This is a genomic window from Desulfovibrio sp. UIB00, from assembly GCF_022508225.1.
In the GTDB taxonomy this organism is placed as follows: domain Bacteria; phylum Desulfobacterota; class Desulfovibrionia; order Desulfovibrionales; family Desulfovibrionaceae; genus Desulfovibrio.
Window position 1 is genome coordinate 1 of record NZ_JAETXJ010000013.1, and the last position, 19,116, is coordinate 19,116.

Here is a 19,116-nt window from a genome sequence, read left to right on the forward strand (position 1 = left end):
CATCGCCCATTGCTCATCCGGGCCAGCAGGGCCAGCCTGGACAATACGGGCATGGCTTGGGCGCTTCACTCTCTTGCGGGTACGCACCGAAAGGTTTTCTTCCTGGTAAATTCTTTCTGTCCGTTTGTGGTTCTGCACCAGCTCTTCCCGGCGCAATAATTCATGCAAGCGCGGAGAACCGAAACGACGTCTGTCATTTGCCAGTTCCAGCATCCGAGTCCGCAAAGAAGATCACGGTCCTCAGATGGTGGTCGTCTGGCTGAACAGCGATTAAACTGAATCACTCGGAAAGCCCGCCGCTCTGAGTAGCCATGCGCAGCCTGAATGTGATGTACGGCTTCCCTGTTGGCTGCGGGCTTCAAAAGTTTTTTGAGATCACGTCCTTCAGGACGACGATATCAAGTGCTTGTTCGCCCACAAGTCTTTTCAGCCGAGCGTTCTCTTCCTCCAACTGGCGCAACCGCTTGGCGTCAGAGATGTTCATCCCACCGAACTTGCTGCGCCACTTGTAAAAGGTCGCATCCGAGATGCCATGCTGACGGCATAGATCGACAACGCGAACTCCAGCCTCGGCTTGCCGCAAGATCCCAATAATCTGCTCTTCGGTGAATCTGCTACGTTTCATTCTTGTGCTCCTATGTTGGGAACACTAACTTTTCAATTGCATACTTTTCGGGGGAGGGACGATCAATATAACTCTTCCACATGCAAAATTTGTGTGATAATATTAAAAAGATTTTTTTAAAGGTGGCTACAAGGAGTGATGGGGGGTGAGTGTGGACATTGATTCTATCGTTACCACAGAAGATATTCGAAAAATACATGCTGAAATTAATCAGCTAGTTAATCAGAGATTTTTAATAACAACATTATCTGTAACAATTTCTGGCGTATTGTTGACAATGCAAATACCTCGCGATGCGCCAGTAGCAGGAAGTGAGCTTGGTGCTTTTCGGTATATGTTGTCATATCTATCATCTGTTTTAATATTATTTTTATTCTTACTATGCCATTTTATTAAAGGGATGCATAGGATCTGTACAACATATTTATGTGTGATGAATAAATCAAAATGGGAAAGTGATTGGGATATATTCAGAGAAAAACCATATTATGGATATACAAAGCCTCAAGCAATAATATTTATGCTGCTCATCGCCGTGATGACATCATTTCCTATACTTTTTGGATTTGTTTGTGATCTTAATTTCAAACCATATATCGGTCTATTTTTTTTGATTGCGATTGGTATGTTTTCTGAGTTGTTGATTTACTGCATGAGTTTTCGAGGACTATTTGAATTATCTTCTGGAGCGCTAAAGCGATGGCGTGAAGTTAAAGAAATTTCCCAGAATCGTCAGAAATAAATGATGGGATAAAAAAATTAGGGTCATACCTAGCTGAGAGGTTTTTTCCTGTGCATTTTAAGGACGAGTTTATAGATATCCTCATTTCTGTGATTAAACCGGGATTCGCATTCTTTCAAATGAAAGTAAAGAGTGTGTTTTGCTACCCCCCCCTAAAGCGCACAAGGCGCGTCTTGGCGAAGGCCCAGAAGCTTTCAATGCCATTAATATGTGAGTGTTTATGGCAAATTTATTATTGCCATGTTGCACTCTGAAGTGCTTCTGATACCCCAAATCGACCAGGCCATCATAGCCGCGCCAAGATGTAGACCACTATCTTGTGGTCTATATACAAGAAGCCCGTTAAGCTGATAGCTTCGCGGGCTTTCTTCTTTTCTGATTTCTGTTCAGTTCAAGCGATTGTGACTTGCTCTTCTTTCTCAGGGACGCTTTGCCCCCGTCTTTGCTGTAGAGCCTGTAGAGGCTATCATCTTATGTGCAGCTCGCAACAATCGATACAATCCTCTTTTTCTCTCCCCGGAAAGAATCCTCGATTTTCATCGCGCATTGGCTTATTTTTTTCCACTCTGGGCATACCCCGTCCAGCATGGTGGAAAATTTTAGCTGCGTTTCCCGATATTCTTTTTCAGGATCAGAACCAGCCACCAGACCGCAACCTGCAAAAAGGGCAGCGCTTCGTCCATCGATGATGCCAGACCGCAGCGAAACCATAAACTCCCCATTTCCAAGCGCATCAAGCCAGCCCACAGGCCCTGCGTACCATCCTCGGTCAAAACCTTCATGGGTACGCAAGAATTCCAGCGCACTATTGCATGGTACCCCACCCACAGCGGGAGTGGGATGCAGATGTTCAATAATATCAAGAATATTGTATGGATGCATAATCTCACCCTCAAAATGGGTTACTAGATGCTGCACACTTTTCAGTTTGTGCAGCGAGGGCGAGGCATCCATAGCAATGCATCTGCAGCGCGATCTGAGCGCCTGCGATACGGCCTGCACTACAAAATCATGCTCCTGCCGTTCCTTTTCAGAGGCCAACAACCCTTGTCCAAATGCTGCATCCAGAGCAGGGTCTCCACTTCGCGGAGCGCTGCCAGCCAGCGCCATTGTGCGAAAAACTCCAGCATTTGCGGCAAGGAGAACCTCCGGAGTAGCGCCGATAAAATAAACCCCCTTTCGCCCAAAAGCGAAAAGCGCAGCTTTGGGATTGTCCACCTTCAAACGCTGCACAATGGCAGGCACAGTAAATGGCACGTCGGCTTTGACCCGCAGCATACGCGCGGCAACAATCTTTCTGGTCTTGCCCTGCGAAATATCGCGCAGGGCAGCATGCACCAGAGTATGCCAACGGTGTTTCTCTTTTTCTGACTCAAGCAACACTGGCTGTGCTAAAGGAGCAGACCCAGCGATTGAATCCCTGTTTTTCCATAAAGAAACAATGCGCTCAAACCTGCCGACCAGATCAGCATGGGGAGGAACGTAATCCGCAGCGACCACATGGCAACCGCCGTCTTCCAGATGCAAAACTGCCAGACGAGGTATCGACAGTGCCCCATCCTTAAAATTTTTCCACATTGGCGAAATGTTGCAGTCAGGGTCAAACCGAAAACCACCCAGCGCAAATGGCGCGATACCGCCTATCACAACAGCCCCATCAATGGCTGCATGCCATTCAGAAGAAACCGTGGAAAATCTGCTGCTGTTCAGTCCCAAACACTCCATGGCGCTCCCCACGCCGAGTATGGATCTGCCCGCAAGCCCAAGCCACAAGCTTACATCATCCTGGCGAGAATAGCGGGCAAATATAGAAAGCAAATCCGCATGAGGCACCGGTGTACTTGCAACTGCAAGCACTGACCGTCCTTCTGCGGATGCTTTCTTGCTGGCGGTGTCCATTGCGAAAAGCAGGGAATGGCGGATAACGTCAAACATCATTCACCCGCCCTGCCCGGCATGTAAGTTTGCCGCCAATGCCCGATCTGCGTGGCAATGTACCAGTCGGTAATATGAATAAACAACTTTTCAACAAAGTCTTCCGCAAGCCCGCAATCCCTGGCCCATGCCCGCCTTTGCGCCAGCATGCTTCTTACCCGATCTGGCGCGGGGATGTCCTCCTCACCCTTTTTGAAGGCAGCAGCAGCTAGGACATACTTCAGGCGGCGACCAAGCAGGTTGACCATTTCTTTATCCAGCAGATCTATTTCAAAACGGATATCTTCAAGGCTTGAGCATTCGCCCGGCTTTTTCATGATGTCACCTCTCGAATTTACTCTGATTAAAAATGAAAATGAATTTTCAATTCATTAGATATTACTACGCCACCGCAGAACAAAAAATCCACCGGTGCAACCCAAAACTTGTTCCCTCCATTCCACGCCACTGCCAAGAAAGACAATCCGCGTGATGCAATCTTTTGGCTGGCACATCATGCGACATGCCAGCCAAAAGACCTGCTATTCCAGCCGACACTGTCCTTCGTGCCGTGCATCGCACCACAGAGCAGTAAAAATCCATGCCGATGGCAATGACGAAGGTGCAATAAGACTCGCATATTCCCGGTGCCGGAGCAGAACAGATTATGCTGGCAGCTTGCGCAATATACCCGAGGGAATAAGCGTATCGTCATTTACAGGTTCAAATTCAAAGCCATGGGGGGCCGCCTCCCGCGCAACATCCTCAAGGCTTACAGTCTGCCATGTATACTCAGCATGGCTTTCCAGAATTACTTTGCCGTCACGGACAATCTGATATGTGGACACCCATTTTTCACGCTGCTCATCCAGCGGGACACCTTCAGCCCAGGCATGGTAAACATTGCGTCCCATGGGCACTTCCGCCACATGAATCTTTTCAACAGGCTGAGGTTTATCAATCATCATCACGTCAAAAAGCACCAAACCGCCGGGCGACATATGTTTAGCAAGCCTGCCCCAGAATTTACGCCGGGCCGCATCGTCCATAAGACCGATGCAGGCAAGAAACAGCACGGCCCGGACTTTTTCGGGCAGATCAGCGTCTTCAAAGGTTGATGGAATCACGGTAGTTCGCTTTTGCAGGCCTTCTGTCTGCATGATCCGCGATACAAGCACGGCACGCATAGTCGGGGAAGGTTCTATGGCAAACATTTCCACATCGGGCAGCACGCGGCCCACGGCAACAAGACCATGCCCGGTGCCAGAACCGATATCCAGAACAGCCCCTTCCACATCCGCAAGACCAGAAAGCGCTTTCAGAAAGCCCTTGCGGCGCTGCCACAGATTGCCTGCCATCACGTCATAAAATTCCCCGGCGTCAGCGTACATTTCCTTGTTTTCCATGTTGTCTCCTTTAAATGATTAGAAGCAATTGCCACTACAGGAGTACGACGCAGAAACAAATATTCCGGAACGATCAATATGAAAAACGCAAAAACATATTCTGCGCAAAGAACTACCCTCCTTTATTCTGCACTTCCCACATTTTTGCGTACAATCCCAGTGCGTTCATCAGTTCAACATGGGTTCCGCGCTCAACTATGGCACCTTTGTCCATCACAAAAATGCAGTCTGCATCCTGAATGGTCCAAAGGCGGTGTGCAATCACAAGTGTGGTCTTCTCCCGGCAAAGATTGGCGAGGGCTTGCTGCACTGCTGTTTCATTTTCCAGATCAAGACTTGCCGTTGCTTCATCCAGAATAAGAACAGGAGCATCTTTCAGAATGGCCCTGGCAATGGCTAACCGCTGACGTTCTCCGCCTGAAAGCGCTACATCTCCGTTTTCAAGTAGAGTCTCATACCCGAGAGGCAGTTGCAGCACACGCTCGTGGATGCAGGCAGCCTTGGCGACCTCAATCACCTTGTCCATTGAAGCGTCAGGACGCCCAAGACGGATATTATCCGCAACAGTCATGGGGAACAGAACCACATCCTGCAACACCATGCTCACTGTTTCCTGTAGGGTGCGTTCGTCCATATCCCGCAAATCCACATTGCCGATGCGAATTGCCCCACCTTTGACGTCCCACAAACGGGCCGTCAGCGCTGCGAGGGTACTTTTTCCAGACCCGGATGGCCCCACCAGGGCGGCCATTTTACCATTGCCTACCTGAAGCGAAGCATTATGAATGACATCCGCACCACCATAGCTGAATGTCACGTGCGACACGTCAATGCCGCCATCCTGCGGCTGTTGTCCCTGGCGCGTTTGCGGCATGATCGGTTCATCCATAACATCCCGGATACGTTGAATGATTGTGCCAACAAAACGCATTTCCGCCAGATATGGACCAAATTCATTGATTGCCATGGCCAGGCGCAGCGTCAGCAAAATCACCACAAAAAATGATGCCGGGCTGCCCCCCTGCGCGGCAAATTGCAGACTTGCAACACCAATAGACACTGCGGCTCCGATAAAGATGACCAAGCTAAACAGCAGTAATGCAGGGGCAGGCGCCACTTCTGTTTTCATGGACTGGTCGCGGTAGTCGCGCAGGGATTGCAGTGCAGTTTCGGCACGTTGCTCCAGAGGATCGAAAAAACGCAGATCCCTGGCTCCTGTAATGACCTCAAGCACGTTTACGGAGGCATCCTGCCGCGCTTGGGCTACCTTGGCTGCGGCCCTGTCCAGCAATCGATACGCCAGGGGCACACTCAGCATGGCGCAAGGCAGCGCCAGCAACAGCACCGCCGCACAGGCCCAGTTGAGCCAGAGCAGCAGCAACCACAGCAGTACGGGAAAGGCTGTTCCGGCCACCACGCAGCCCCAAACCAAGGTTACTATGTCTTGATACATGCTGAACTGTGCGGTTATCAGTTCGGCCCAGGCCCCGTCCCTTTGCAACAGCACCCGGCCCAATGGCAATTTTGCAAGATGGTTGGCCAGGCCGATTCTGGCATGCGAAACCATCGCGTATGTTGCGTCAAAATTGGCGCACAAAGCCTTAACCTTTGCCATGAGTCCCAGCAGAAAACCCACAATCCCCAGTGCCGCAACGGCTACCACAGCAGCAAGCGTGTTTCCCCCTTCCAGCACGTATGGCAAGGCAAACGCTGCCAAAAACCAGGGCAATGCTTCGGCGCAGGCCCCCAGAGCGCCAAAAACAATGCCCTGCATCATTTTATCATCTCGATGCTCTGTCAGATCAAAACCCAGATATTCCCGAATCATGCCACCTCTCCCCTGGCTCGTTCCATGCCGAGCCTCCATGCGCTTGAACGCGTCTGCAACTGCCAAAGATTCTGATATACCGCCGAAGAGGTCAGCAACTCTCCATGCGTTCCCTGTTTTTCAAGGGAGCCGTTCACAACAACAAGTGTGGCATGGGCGTTCTCTATCTCGTTAAGACGGTGGGAAATGGCAAAAACGGTTTTGTCAGTCATCAGGCGCTTCAGACTGCGCGTAATATCCTTTGCGGCAAGAGGATCAAGATGGGCGGTCGCTTCATCCAAAATCAGGATGGGCGCATTTTTCAGAAATGCCCGGGCAATGGCGATGCGCTGCTGTTCACCGCCTGAAAGCCCCAGCCCTTTATCCCCCACTGGCGTGTCCAGCCCCAGGGGCATATATTTCAGCATTTCAGCGCAACCAGCAGCCTCAATGGCATTTGCAAGTTCGCTCTCTGTTGCGTCAGGCTTGGCAAGCAGCACATTCTCCCGGATCGTGCCGTGAAACAAAAAGGCATCCTGAAAAACAATGCTCACAAGTTTCTGAAACTGGAGGATTGGGAGATCACGGATATCCTGCCCACCAATGAGAATACGGCCCTGTGAAACATCATCAAGACGCGCCAGAAGTCTGGCCAGTGTTGTTTTTCCTGACCCGGATGGACCAGTAACGGTTGTAATGCGGCCTTGCGGCAGGGTGAAGCTGATGTTCCGGAGTATGGAAACCTCCTCTCCAGAACCAGACGCAACGCTGTAGGACACATTTTCAAAAACAACTTCTGCACCAGTCACAGGTTTATACGCGGGGGGGTCGGCAAAGGCCGGCAGCGCCATCATATCCCGTATGTGGGCGGCTGCGGCCTGCAAAAGGCGAAGTGCGGTAAGGCTCATGACCACCTTGGTAAGCGGAAGCAGCATAATTCCGCTGATGGCCGTTGCAAAAACAAGGTCAGCCGTGCCAAGCGAGCCGTATTCGTGGAGCAGCAGCGCGCATGGCAGAACAACGAGCAAGGGTGACGTCATGGCAAGGCCAAACAGCGAATACGGCACGGCGCAGGCGCGAGTTACCTCGCCCGCCAGCTTGCCGATGGCAAAGATGCTGTCGGTCACTTCATTGAGAGAGCTTGCCTGCCGGTTAAAGGCCCGCAATGTGGCAAGCCCCCTGACATAAAATAGAAGCGCCGACGATGCCCGCCCGTCTGCCTGCACCCAGCGCACAAACATCTCGGGAGAAGCCTTGGCGATGCGCACCTGCGCCCATGCGCCCAAGGCCAGCATGCTGCACGAAACCATGGCAAGCCGCCAGTCTGCCCAGAGCAGCAGCACGGCGCATATCAGGAACATGAACACGCCAGCAATGGCATCTGGAATGGTGTGGGCCAAGATACCGTTGAGGCGACCCACTTCATCCATGGCGGCACGGCTCAGCTGAGCGCTTTTTCCTTCAACGGCAGCGGGCATGACGGTTTTCATGTGGTCTATCAGGCGGCAACGCAGCCGGCATTCTGAACGAAATCCTGCCAGATGCCCAAGAATGGTTACGGCCCCCTGTATGGCAAAGCGCAACAGTATTGCGCCCAGGATTCCCCCGGTCAGCCAGAGCGCCCTGTCTGTTCCGGCGGTGTTTTCAAATGCCTCCCTGGCAATGACCCAAATGAGCACAAAGGGCACAATTTCAAGCGCCGCAGCCAGGCAGGCAAGCAGCAGGGTAAGCAGCAGCTTGCCCCTGTCTGGCAGCGCAGCCTGCCAGTATACATAGAGTGGGCTTTTCCCTGTTTCCTTAACCTGTTCCATCATGCATCCTTTTTGCGGAAAATTCTGAACTGCCGCTCACCGATTTCATTACGAAGAACCATATCTTCAATGCCTTCATCAGCGCTGCTGGCGTTGCACAGGATTGCTATTTTTCCCACATGGTCGCTGTTCAGCATTGCAACGGCATCATTAAAGCGTTCCAGCGGAAAGGCGCTGCTCAGTTCTGGCATAATCACGCCCCGGCAGATCAGGTCGTTTGCCCGCGCGGCCTCATTCCAGGAAGCGCAGTGCGAACCAATGATACGTTTGCCATACATCCACAGGTATCTGTTATCGTAAAGATGCTCGTAACCCGTTGTTGACCCGCAGGTCACAATGCGCCCCCGGTTAGCCGCCACCAGAACGCTGGCGTAAAAGGTTGCGCGCCCGGGATGTTCAAAAACCACATCTGGCGCCCTCCCCTGGTTTGCCTGCAAAACATCCCGGCGAAAGCGAACCAGCCTGCGCATGTTTGGGGTACCGTCAGCGTTCACAAAGTTGTTTTCCGCATTGGGCCGCACAATCACCGCCGTGCAGCCGAGAGCGCGCACAAGTTCGGCCTTCTCCTCCGTTGAGACAATGCCGATGGGCGTTGCGCCAGCCCGCAGCGCATACTGTACCGCCATGCTGCCTATGCCGCCGCTGGCCCCCCAAACAAGAACGCTTTCGCCAATCTTGATCTGGGCGCCGTTGGGAGAAACCAGCATACGGTACACGGTGGAGTTCCCTCCGGTCAGCACTGCGGCTTCTGCCCATGAAAGATGTTTGGGTTTGGGAAGCACCTGCGTGGCGCGTATGAGGCAATAGTCCGCAAAAGCGCCAAAATTGGTTTCATAGCCCCAAATGCGGCTCTTTTCATCGTACAGGTAATCCTCAATGGCCTGTGGGGATTGGTGATCAAAAACCACAGGAAAAACCACGATATTATCGCCGGGCTGGCAGTTTTTTACGCCATCGCCAACGCTGACAACAACACCAGCCCCATCGCTGCCCATGATTTGGTAATCTAGGTTGTGGCGCACGGCATCAGGATCAAGCTTGGCGAATCTTCCCAGCCGGTCAAACGTGCTGACAGGGTGTCTGCGCAGCGCCCAAAGAGTATTGTAGTTCATTGCGCCAGCCATAACCTTGACCAGCACCTCGCCCGGACCGGGCTTGGGAACAGGAACGTCAAGTTCAACATGGATTGCGGCTCTCAGCCTTTCATCCTCATCCGCAATGGACATTAATTTTTCATCTTCCGCCTTGTAGAGCACCACAGCGCGCATTGTTGCGGGCGCTTCATGGCGGTAAACAGATTGCGTTTCAGCCTGCAAGCTACTCATTCCAGCGCTCCTTCATTCAATTTTGTCAGGCAGTCAAAAGTGCTGGACATCACCAGCTCCGCATGTGTCTGAATAAAAAAATGTCCGCCCGGTATATGCCGCAGTTCCCATGCAGAAGCCGCAAAGCGCTTCCACTCGCGCACCACCGGTTGTGGAACCACGGTGTCATCCATACCGGCAAAGGCCACAATGGGAACATGGATGGAACGCACTGGTTTTGGAGCCCAGCTTTCAAGCAGGGCGTAGTCCGCACGAAGAATGGGCTCGAATATTTCCATCAGTTCCTCATGCTCCATGACTTCGCGCGGGATGCCCCCATTGCTGAAAATGAACGATCTGAACGCATCTGTTGGCAAATCGCTGCACGGAGGCCACCAGTGCTTGTGCGCAGGTTCCGAGGCGCTGATAAAAAGGCACTGCGGCAAAGGCATGTTTTCCTCCTGAAGCCGAATGGCCCATTCAGCGGCAATGGTGCCGCCCATGGAATGCCCGAAAAACGCAAATCGCTGACCCAGCCAGGGGCTGGACGCATGCAGCAGCCCATCCAGTACCGATTCCATGTCCGACAGGAGCGGCTCATTCATGCGCGTGCCGTGCCCGGGCAGCTGCACCCGGCAAATGGCTGTGCCCTGCGGCGCATTTTCCTGCCACTGCCGAAAAACAGCCGCCTGCCCTCCTGCAAAGTGCAGGCAGAAAAGAATCAGGTCATCCGGGTCCGGCAAACGATCAAAGATAAGCCAGGGGCTCAACTCAGACATGCTGCGCCTCCCCCGCTGTTTCAAACCAGTCGACAAATTCTCCAAGCCACACCAGAAGCTGTTTGCGCTTCAGGCAGTCGGCGTGTGTTCCGGGTGAGGGAATTTTGTGGAGCAGGCCTGCCCTGTTACGCCAGAACTCAAAACCCTGCCCCTGCCCCACTATTTCCTGACTTTCCACAAAGGCGCTGGGCACGGCGGTTTTTTTATACTCCGCGCCCTCAAGCAAGGCGCACAGGCCGCCAAGGTTTTCCAGCAGTTCAGGCGAGGAATGTCCGGCCATACCCAGCACAATTCCTTCCAACATTGAAGTATTGTTGTGGATGCCGGGCGGAAGGGGCATGCAGTCAATCAAAACAAGCCTGTCCACCACGCGCCCCATTTCCTGCAGGTGTTCCGCCACCAGCCAGGCAAGCAGGCCCCCTGCGCAATACCCCGCCACCCGGAGCGGGCCTTGCGGTTGTGCAAGTGAGATATGGCGGCACAACCGCGCAACAGCTGTTTCAAGGGTGTCACTTTTCATGGGCATCACGGATACTGTTTTCACGCTTCCCAGAGGCCAGTAGCGTGCAAGATCATGGAAACTGCTTCCATCCGTCACCGCATCGCCGAGGCAGAACAGCACTTCTGAAGATGCTGACGAGCGCAGAGTGCCCACATCCGGCAACAAACGCTCGTCCAGACAATTGGCCATTTCGTTCACCACGGGGTGATCAAACACTGTCTGCAAAGGCAGTTTCAGACCGTACCTTTTTTTGACGAGCGCCTCGGCTCTTACCGCGCCAAGAGAATCCGCGCCCAGGGCAAAAACATTGTCCGCAGGGGCAACTGGCACGCCCAGCACCTCTCGCCAGACATCGCAGAGCATTGCCTCGGAAGAAGAATACGAGGAAGTTGAATAAGGTACGGCGCCCTGCGCACGGGCAACCGCCTGCCCGGCGAGTTCAGCAAGCGCGCGCCGGTCTATTTTTCCATTGGAGGTGAGGGGCATTCGATCAACAACCCTGATAAGCGCGGGCACCATGTACCGGGGAAGTGTTTCCCCAAGCGCCTTTTGCAGAACCTCCGCAGTTGGTGCGCTGGACGTATTGGCTGGAACCACAAAAGCTGCCAGTTGCCCTGCCCCTGCCAGCACAGCCGCGCAGAGCGCCACATCCGGCAGGGTGGCCAGAGCGGCCTCCACATCGCCAAGTTCTATGCGGAATCCGCCCACTTTAACCTGCGTGTCCAGACGGCCAAGAAACTCGATAGCTCCATCGGCATGCCTGACGCCCATATCGCCTGTTTTATAGAGCCGCTCTCCGCCTGACGGCGAATGGACGAACCGCGCGGCTGTGAGCTCCGGATTATGCAGATACCCAAGGGCCAGCGCTGCGCCGCCGATATACAGTTCCCCAGCCACATGTTCCGGGCATATACGCATATCCTCATGCCGCACCTGAAAACTCTGCCCGGCAAGGGCCTTGCCGTATGGGATGCTCTGCCAGCCCGGCTGCGGATCGTCTGGAGCCATTTCGTGGCAGATTGACCAGATGCCAGCCTCTGTGGCTCCTCCCAGGCTCACCATATGCGTTGTCGGAAACTGCTTCGCGCTTTCGGCAGGCAGGCTCACAGGGATGTTGTCGCCGCTCAAAAAGGCCAATCTCGGTGGTGTTTGGGGTATTTCGCCAGATTCAAGCAGCATCTGCCAGAACATGGGTACGGAATTCCATACAGTGACACCGTGCTGTTCCATGAGCGCCCGCCATACATCCGGACGGCGGATGGTGGATTCACGGAGCATGACAACTCCCCCGCCAGCAGCCCATATACCAAAGAAATCGTACACGGAGAGGTCAAAGGTCAGTGCCGACAGGGCAAGCACCCGGTCGCGCTCCGTGACGCAAAACCGCCTGTTGATTTCATCAATGGTCACCATGGCGGCAGCATGGCTCATCATGACGCCCTTGGGCACTCCCGTGGTGCCCGATGTAAATATGACGTATGCCAGCGAGCCGGGATCCGTGCGCAACAGCGCATCCAGCGCCATGGGTTGGCCGCAATTTTCCGCAACGAGATCAAGAACGGGGCAAAGGGGCAGGCTATTCCAGTTTGCCTCATCCTCGCCCATCAAGGACACGACGCAAGCGGGCCTTGCTTCGTCAAGCACGGCCTTACGGCGCGGCAACGGCCAATCGGGGTCAATGGGAACATAGGCCGCACCGGCAAAAAGCACGGCCAGCACCGCCACTGCCTGCTGATGCCCTCTTGGCAAGGCCACGGCCACGAGAGGAATTTCGTGACTATTTGGAGTAATCAGGGCGGCAATCCTCCCCGCCAGCGTGACTGCTTCCCTGAAAAGTTCGCCGTAGGTCATCACCCTGTCTGCATCAACAACAGCCGTGCGGTTAGGATATTGAGCGGCATTGCGAACAAATCCGGCATGCAGCAATTGCGCTTTTTCCTTCAGCGGCAAAGGCTGCTCAACCTTCACCTCGAACTCTGCGGGAACATCGGCCATCCAGGCAGCATCGTCTTTGGCCAGTCGTTCAAGCGTACCGCAATAGGCCGCAAACATGCTGGCTATCATTCCAGCCGGGAACAGTTCTTCCACCACATCCCAGTAAATGCTCAGCGTTCCATCACGGTCATGCACATGGTTGTCTATCCAGACCTGTGGTGTTTGGCTGATATTAAAAACTTCCCGCCCGAGAGAAGAAAATCCCTCGATGGACGATGCAAAACCTGTATCCGCCTTTTTTGCGAGGCCAAAGGTGCTGGTAAAAACAACAGGCATCCGCACTGACCGTGAGGAAGCTCCGTCACGTATTTTACGGCGCATGACCTCAACGCCGCTGACCTGGCAATATTTCAGCCCGTCAAAAACACGCTGCTGCACAGCCTTGACTTTGTCGGCAAAGGGCATACCCCGGCCTGTTTCGCAACGCACCAGTATACTTGATGTAAACTCGCCAAGCACATTGTTTACAGCGCGGTGGAACGGCAGACGGGTGAAGACAGGGGCGTTGACCGTCAAACTGGAAGACCGGCTCCAAAGGCCCAGAACATCAGCATAGGCCGTAAGCAGCACAGAAGAAAATGTTACCCCATGCCGCCCTGCGGCAACTTTGAGAGCTTGCCACAAGTCTGGAGCCATACGGTAGTCGTGCCTGGCAAACCTGGGTTTTTCTATGCATTCTGGCTGTTTTGCCAGCGGCAGTTCCGGGGCTGGAGGCAGCAGTTTTGCCTCCGCATCCCAGTAGGCTTCTGCCTGTTGGTAGGCTTCTGTTTTACGGTAACGTTCAAGCGCGGAAATATAGTCACGGAATGAAATTTCTTCCGGCGGCAGGGGGTGATCCGGATTATGGTACAAAGCCGCCCACTCTGCCAGAAGGATACTGATGCTCCTGCCATCCATCACCACATTGTCCATAAGCACATGCAAACGCCGCATGCTGCCGGAAAGCAACGAAACCTCCACATCAAACAGAGGCCACAGCATGGGATCGTGCACCTTGTGCGAAAGCCTGCCGCGTATGCCCGCCAGCGCTTCATTCCGCTCAGCGTCAGTCAGGCCCGTCAGGTCATGCGCCGCAATACTGAAATCCGGCGCATGTTCAAGCACGCGCTGCAAGCCGTCCTCGCCAATAACGGTTCTCAGGGTGTCGTGCCGGGCTATCAGACGTAGCCAGGCCCTTTGCAGCCGCTCCACATCAAGATTTTCGCAGTCAAATTCGATGTATCCCTGGCAGGCGGTATTGCCCAAGGCCATTTCCTGACGGCGGCCAATCCAGTAGGCCCGCTGCACGTCCGTCAGGCTGAAAGGTTCGTACCGTTTGTGCGGCTCTGGAATAAACAGCTCTGCAAGCGGACTTGCGGTATTGCTCCCCAGTTTCAGGTCAGGCAGCAACTTGGCCGCAATGTTTTCAACCGTGAAATTCTGAAGCAGGCTGCTTGGCGAAATCTTGATATCCAGGTCTTTCTCAAGCCCATCTGTCATCTCTATGAACATCAGGGAGTCCACACCAAGATCAAAGAGGCTTGCAGTGCGGTCAACGGATTCCGCCCCTGTCTTCAGCAGTGCGGCAAAACGTTCTTTAAGCCACGCTTCCAGCATGGAGCGCCGTTCGTTTTCTCCGCTGGCGCTTCGCAGAGATGAAAGGATGTGTGACCGCTCCGCAACAGGGTTGGTCGTATTGACGCCATGTTCGGAGGGCATGACCGATTGCGCCGCACCCCTGCTGCAAAATCGGGAAAAATAGGCAGGAACGCGCTCCCCGTACTGCCTGAGCAGACGTGACCAATCGACCTTCATCACCCCCAGATGCGCCGTATCTCTGCCAAGAACAGCGTTCAGCAGGGCCATACCTTCAGCGGGTGAAAAACCGTATAGCCCGCCGTTGCGCAGGTGGTCGGTCTGGGCAGGATCGGAAACCGTGCCGATGTCCTTCCACGCCCCCCAACTGATGGAAAGCGCGGGCAAGCCCTGATTGCGCCGCCAGAGGGCAAGTGCGTCCAGATAGGTATTGGCGGCAACGTAATGGGGTAAGCTGTACGGCGGAGCAATGCTGACCGAGGAGGAAAAGAACACCATCCTGTCCAGCGTCAGCTTGCGCTCCTCGGAAAGGCGGTGGAGATTCCATGCCCCAAGAACCTTTGGAGCCATAATCTGCCAGAAGGCGGGCCAGGGGTCGCGTTCATCCGCACCGCTGACGCGCTTGACCACGGCGCAATGGTATACTGCGCGTATTGCGGCCTGTGATTCCAGATGGGCAGCTGCCAGTTCAAGCGCGGAGTAGTCCGTTACGTCGGCCTGAACACAAATAAGACTTGCACCCTGTGCGCCGCTTTTCTCTATCTCTGCAATGGCTTGCAGTTCTTCCTGGCCGGGAGCGCGACGGCTGAGCAGTGCTATGCGCAGAAAACCCTGGGAAACCAGCTCCCTAGCCAAGGCCATTCCTATGCCGCCCAGCCCCCCCACAATAACCTGCCAGCCTGTGGTGTCTGGCGTTTTGCCGCATGGGGGAAAATCCGCAATAACCCGGCGCTCAAGCCTTGGCACCAGCCACTGCCCCCCATCGATGGCATTGAGATCTTCAGATTCTCCGCTTTCAAGCAGGTCAAAAAGAGTGCTTATGGTTCCGGCTGACGCATCGGCAAGATCAAACTGGCGCAGCCCCAGTTCCGGATGGCCCATGGACACAACACGGTTCATTCCCCAATAGGTGGCCTGGGCAGGATGCAGCACAGTGCGCGCGGCCCCCTTGGTCAATGTAGCCCATTGCCATTTTGTTCCGCCCAGTTCTCTGGCGGTAAACAGCGATAGCAGGTCGAGCATTCCACCGCAAAGGCGCTCTTGCTCCGCGCAGTTTGTGCTGTGCGTTGTTTCGCTCAGGGCTCTTGCGTCAAGCACGGTGCAGAGGGCCTGCCCATCTGTCCACTCCCGCAGGTCTGCCACCGTGCATTCTGCCGGAACAAGCGTAAGCGCCAGGCCGCGTTTTTTGGCCTCTGCCGCAAACGGTGAGGCATCCTCATGGGTTGCCAACAATAGAATTCTGCCCAGCTCGGCACCATTGCCCGTAATATCCCTTGGTTCCCAAACCGTCTGATAGGTGCACCCGGCAGGAAGCACCGCTCCTGCCTTGACGTTATTGGTCAGATACCGGGCCGAAAGCACCCTGTCCGGCAGGGCCGCCTCCGCCTGATCGTCATGCGGCAAAATCTGGATATCGCCAAAGCCGCTGGCAGCGAGCACAGACTCCCATGTTTTATTGGAGGCCATGGGCTGGATGCCACGGACAGCGCAATCCTTGATATCAGGCAGCAAAAGCCCCGTGGTTATCTCACCCAAAAAATTGGCACGGGTTATCTCATACAGAAGCAGCATGCCGCCAGGGCGCAGCAGTGAGGCTGCATGCCTTACGGCAACGCTCAGGTCTTTGGCGGCGTGCAGTACGTTTGCTGCTATGACGATGTCATAGATGCCCGTCTCAAATCCCTGAATTTCCGGCTGCTCTTCCATGTTGAACAGACCGGTGCGCAAGAATCCATATTCTGAAAACCGCTGCTTTGCCTGTTTGAGAAACACGGGCGACACATCGGTAAACATGTATGTGGATCTGTCTGGCGGCAACAGAGGCAAGATACGTTCGGCTGTGGCGGCTGTTCCACCGCCTATTTCAAAAATGCGTACAGCCTCTCCCGATGCCGTTTTTTCAAGCCATTCGCGCACATGCTCCCGCACAAGAGCGTTGAAATATACGGAATTGGGCAGTTCGGAATACACCCTGCGCGCTCCGCTCAGGTTGCCTCTGGGCATGAATGTTTCCCGCAGGTCAAGCTGCCCTGTCAGCAGATCGGGCAAGCGTTCCGCAGTGGAAAGAACTACGGATTCCATTGCCCCCCAGGCTTCCCAGACGGGTTGCGTTTCTGCCTCTAGCTCGCTGAATGCCGCTTCCGATACTTGCGCAAGATCATGATAAAAATCCCCATCGCGACGCAGCAGACCTTTTTCGTGCAGGGCCAGAAGCAGCCTTTCTACAAGCTGCGAGAACTGGGGGGGAATACGCATGGCTTCAAGCGCTTGGGCAACCGTTGCCCTGCTGGGGAATCCCAGCCTGGCAAAGGCCCGTGCCACTGCGCCCGCGCACAGATTCTCCAGCAGAGCCTCGCGTTCCACCAACATATGTGGTTCAAGAACATGCCCCGCTGTTACAGCCATGCGCGCTGCTGCCGCCTGCGCGGCTTCTACCGGGTCATGCGGAACATGTTCCCGCCGCTGCGCAAGCGCATGGCAGTAAGTCGCCCGACAAAAGGGCGTGAGTGGAATACGCGTAAGCCGTCCGTCAAGCAGGTGATCCCAGCCTATCTGTTTGCCAGAAGCATAGGCGCTGGCAACATGCTGCAAAAATTGCAGCAGAGGTGCACCCGCATCGGGTGCACCTGTGAGTCGCAATGCCAATGGTTCGACTCCAATGGCCTGACAAAATTTATCCAGCGCATCGGCGCAAAATTTCTGCTGCCCAAGAGCAGTTTCCAGATCCATTGCGGCCTCGGCAGCATACTGTCCAATGGTCTCACGCGCATTGCCAAACTTGTGGCAAAGACTTTGAAGCAGCGTTGCGGCAGGCATTACAGCCTCGATAGCGGTGTTTTCCTGCGCATTCTGCACAAGGACATTTTTTTGCGGATACGCTGCAAGCGCGGCCACAAGCTCCGCGCGGGATTTACCCACAAAAGTCATACGGTAGGCCCGGTGGCTGCGGCGGCAGGCTGCTGTCCAGCAGGCGTGCGACAGGTGAGGGCACTGAGCGGCGTACTGCCGCCATATATCCACCAGCGCATCCAGCGCGCTTTGGGTGTGGGCTGAAAGCGGCAGTATAAACGGCCCATCATCGTCATATTTATTGGGTTCAGCCACTTCTGGCGCAGATTCAAGCACGATGGAAACGTTGGTCCCGCCAAAACCAAACGCATTGGCCATGGCGTAGCGTGTGGCATTCGTCCAGCGGGTTGCGGTTTTTCTGATAACAAAGGGGGTTTCGTTCAACCGCAAGGCAGGATTGGGCGAGCAAAAATTGGCAATCGGCGGCAACTCCGCCTTTTCAAGAGCCAGCATGGCCACCATGAAACCCGCTATGCCTGCCGCTGCATCAAGATGTCCAATATTGGCCTTTATAGCGCCAAGTGTGCAGTATTCCCTTTTGGAGGTTTCAAGGGCGCGCGTAAGGGCCTCTATCTCAATGGGATCTCCTATTGCCGTTGCGGTGCCGTGAGTGGAAATGAATTCTATTTTCTCTGACAAAACGCAACTTACCCCAAGAGCTTCGGCTACAGCCGCAGCCTCGCCATGAACAGACGGAGCCGTATAGCCCACCTTGCTGGCTCCGTCATTGTTGACGGCGGTTCCGCGCACAATGGCATGGATGGCATCCCCATCCCTGAGCGCCGCATCAAGCGGCTTAAGCAGGACGACCCCTACGCCGTTGCCGTTGACGGTTCCATCTGCCTGCGCGTCAAAAGGACGGCATACGCCGCTGCGCGAAAGAATAAGCCCTTCCCTGTGTCGGTATCCGTCCATCTGGGGCAAGGTTATGGACACCCCACCAGCCAGCGCCATATCGCATTCGCCCGCAAGCAGGCTCTGGCAGGCCAGGTGTATGGCGGTAAGCGACGAGGAGCAGGCCGTCTGCACAGTAAGGCTGGGGCCGGTGAGATCAAGAAGATTGGAAATACGCGTGGCAAGGTAATCCCTGTCATTGCCAATGGCCATTTGCAATGCTTCCGTCACGCGGGCGGTTCCCGCGCCAAGGATAGCCGAAGGCAGATAACTGCTGTGACTGGCAGAAGCGTAGACCCCCACACGGTTTTCGGTGACGCCCGGCGCATAACCCGCACTTTCCAGAGCCTCGTATGCGCATTCGAGAAACTTGCGCTGCTGCGGGTCTATCAACTCCGTCTCGTGAGCGCTTATACCAAAAAAACCGGCATCAAAGGCCATTACATCATCAAGACGGCCCATGGCTGTAATGTAGCCATCCACACCGAGGTCGGCATCGGGAACGCCTCCGGCCCTCAAATCCTCAATTGCGGTATCTGTGGTACAATTACGACCAGTCCGCACGGCATCCCAAAAAGCATCGAGCGATACAGCCCCCGGGAAACGCGCCGCTGCTCCGATAACTGCAACGGCATCAGGCCTGTCTTCATTCCACTTGGTCATCCGTCTTCTCCAATTTCTTTGGCGAAAAAG

10 protein-coding genes and 2 pseudogenes are annotated in these 19,116 nt (G+C 54.5%); 1 reads left to right on the forward strand and 11 read right to left on the reverse strand.

What is annotated here, in order from left to right; all coding sequences use genetic code 11:
- Together JMF94_RS14385 and JMF94_RS14390 are read right to left on the reverse strand one after the other, a co-directional pair.
- Nucleotides 1-213, reverse strand: a 213-nt coding sequence (locus tag JMF94_RS14385) for an IS3 family transposase (protein WP_240825945.1), incomplete at its 3' end; no start/stop codon positions are given.
- Nucleotides 214-332: 119 nt separating this feature from the next.
- A pseudogene (locus JMF94_RS14390) lies at nucleotides 333-625 on the reverse strand (transposase); the annotation flags it as partial.
- A 151-nt stretch (nucleotides 626-776) separates the two neighbouring features.
- Here JMF94_RS14390 and JMF94_RS14395 point away from each other — a divergent pair.
- Entirely contained in the window at nucleotides 777-1,367 is a 591-nt protein-coding gene (locus tag JMF94_RS14395; protein ID WP_240825946.1) for a hypothetical protein, read from the forward strand.
- Nucleotides 1,368-1,396: 29 nt separating this feature from the next.
- Here the strand turns inward: JMF94_RS14395 and JMF94_RS14400 are convergent.
- From JMF94_RS14400 to JMF94_RS14440, 9 genes and pseudogenes are all read right to left on the reverse strand, one after another.
- Nucleotides 1,397-1,667: pseudogene (locus tag JMF94_RS14400) on the reverse strand (IS1595 family transposase); the annotation flags it as partial.
- Between the two features lie 171 nt (nucleotides 1,668-1,838).
- Complete coding sequence (locus JMF94_RS14405; RefSeq protein ID WP_240825947.1) at nucleotides 1,839-3,305, reverse strand: isochorismate synthase; 1,467 nt, start codon at nucleotides 3,303-3,305, stop codon at nucleotides 1,839-1,841.
- On the reverse strand, nucleotides 3,302-3,619 hold the full coding sequence (locus tag JMF94_RS14410; protein ID WP_240825948.1) for an isochorismate lyase: 318 nt from the start codon (nucleotides 3,617-3,619) through the stop codon (nucleotides 3,302-3,304). Before JMF94_RS14410 ends, JMF94_RS14405 begins: the two co-directional genes overlap by 4 nt.
- 327 nt (nucleotides 3,620-3,946) lie before the next feature.
- Nucleotides 3,947-4,687 (reverse strand): class I SAM-dependent methyltransferase, encoded by a 741-nt coding sequence (locus JMF94_RS14415; RefSeq protein WP_240825949.1) that lies wholly within the window; start codon nucleotides 4,685-4,687, stop codon nucleotides 3,947-3,949.
- Nucleotides 4,688-4,799: 112 nt separating this feature from the next.
- Entirely contained in the window at nucleotides 4,800-6,515 is a 1,716-nt protein-coding gene (locus tag JMF94_RS14420; protein ID WP_240825950.1) for an ABC transporter ATP-binding protein, read from the reverse strand.
- On the reverse strand, nucleotides 6,512-8,308 hold the full coding sequence (locus JMF94_RS14425; protein WP_240825951.1) for an ABC transporter ATP-binding protein: 1,797 nt from the start codon (nucleotides 8,306-8,308) through the stop codon (nucleotides 6,512-6,514). Before JMF94_RS14425 ends, JMF94_RS14420 begins: the two co-directional genes overlap by 4 nt.
- Nucleotides 8,305-9,630, reverse strand: coding sequence for a crotonyl-CoA carboxylase/reductase (gene ccrA, locus JMF94_RS14430; protein ID WP_240825953.1), 1,326 nt, complete (start codon nucleotides 9,628-9,630; stop codon nucleotides 8,305-8,307). Before ccrA ends, JMF94_RS14425 begins: the two co-directional genes overlap by 4 nt.
- Nucleotides 9,627-10,388 (reverse strand): alpha/beta fold hydrolase, encoded by a 762-nt coding sequence (locus tag JMF94_RS14435; protein ID WP_240825955.1) that lies wholly within the window; start codon nucleotides 10,386-10,388, stop codon nucleotides 9,627-9,629. The genes ccrA and JMF94_RS14435 overlap by 4 nt, the downstream gene beginning before the upstream one ends.
- Nucleotides 10,381-19,086, reverse strand: coding sequence for a non-ribosomal peptide synthetase (locus tag JMF94_RS14440; protein ID WP_240825957.1), 8,706 nt, complete (start codon nucleotides 19,084-19,086; stop codon nucleotides 10,381-10,383). The genes JMF94_RS14435 and JMF94_RS14440 overlap by 8 nt, the downstream gene beginning before the upstream one ends.
- Between the last annotated feature and the right edge of the window lie 30 nt (nucleotides 19,087-19,116).

What these genes read in the sequence shown, in the direction of transcription:
- JMF94_RS14405 (WP_240825947.1), bottom strand. Translation starts at nt 3,305, where the DNA reads ATGATGTTTGACGTTATCCGCCATTCCCTGCTTTTCGCAATGGACACC.
- JMF94_RS14410 (WP_240825948.1), bottom strand. Translation starts at nt 3,619, where the DNA reads ATGAAAAAGCCGGGCGAATGCTCAAGCCTTGAAGATATCCGTTTTGAA.
- JMF94_RS14415 (WP_240825949.1), bottom strand. Translation starts at nt 4,687, where the DNA reads ATGGAAAACAAGGAAATGTACGCTGACGCCGGGGAATTTTATGACGTG.
- JMF94_RS14420 (WP_240825950.1), bottom strand. Translation starts at nt 6,515, where the DNA reads ATGATTCGGGAATATCTGGGTTTTGATCTGACAGAGCATCGAGATGAT.
- JMF94_RS14425 (WP_240825951.1), bottom strand. Translation starts at nt 8,308, where the DNA reads ATGATGGAACAGGTTAAGGAAACAGGGAAAAGCCCACTCTATGTATAC.
- ccrA (WP_240825953.1), bottom strand. Translation starts at nt 9,630, where the DNA reads ATGAGTAGCTTGCAGGCTGAAACGCAATCTGTTTACCGCCATGAAGCG.
- JMF94_RS14435 (WP_240825955.1), bottom strand. Translation starts at nt 10,388, where the DNA reads ATGTCTGAGTTGAGCCCCTGGCTTATCTTTGATCGTTTGCCGGACCCG.
- JMF94_RS14440 (WP_240825957.1), bottom strand. Translation starts at nt 19,086, where the DNA reads ATGACCAAGTGGAATGAAGACAGGCCTGATGCCGTTGCAGTTATCGGA.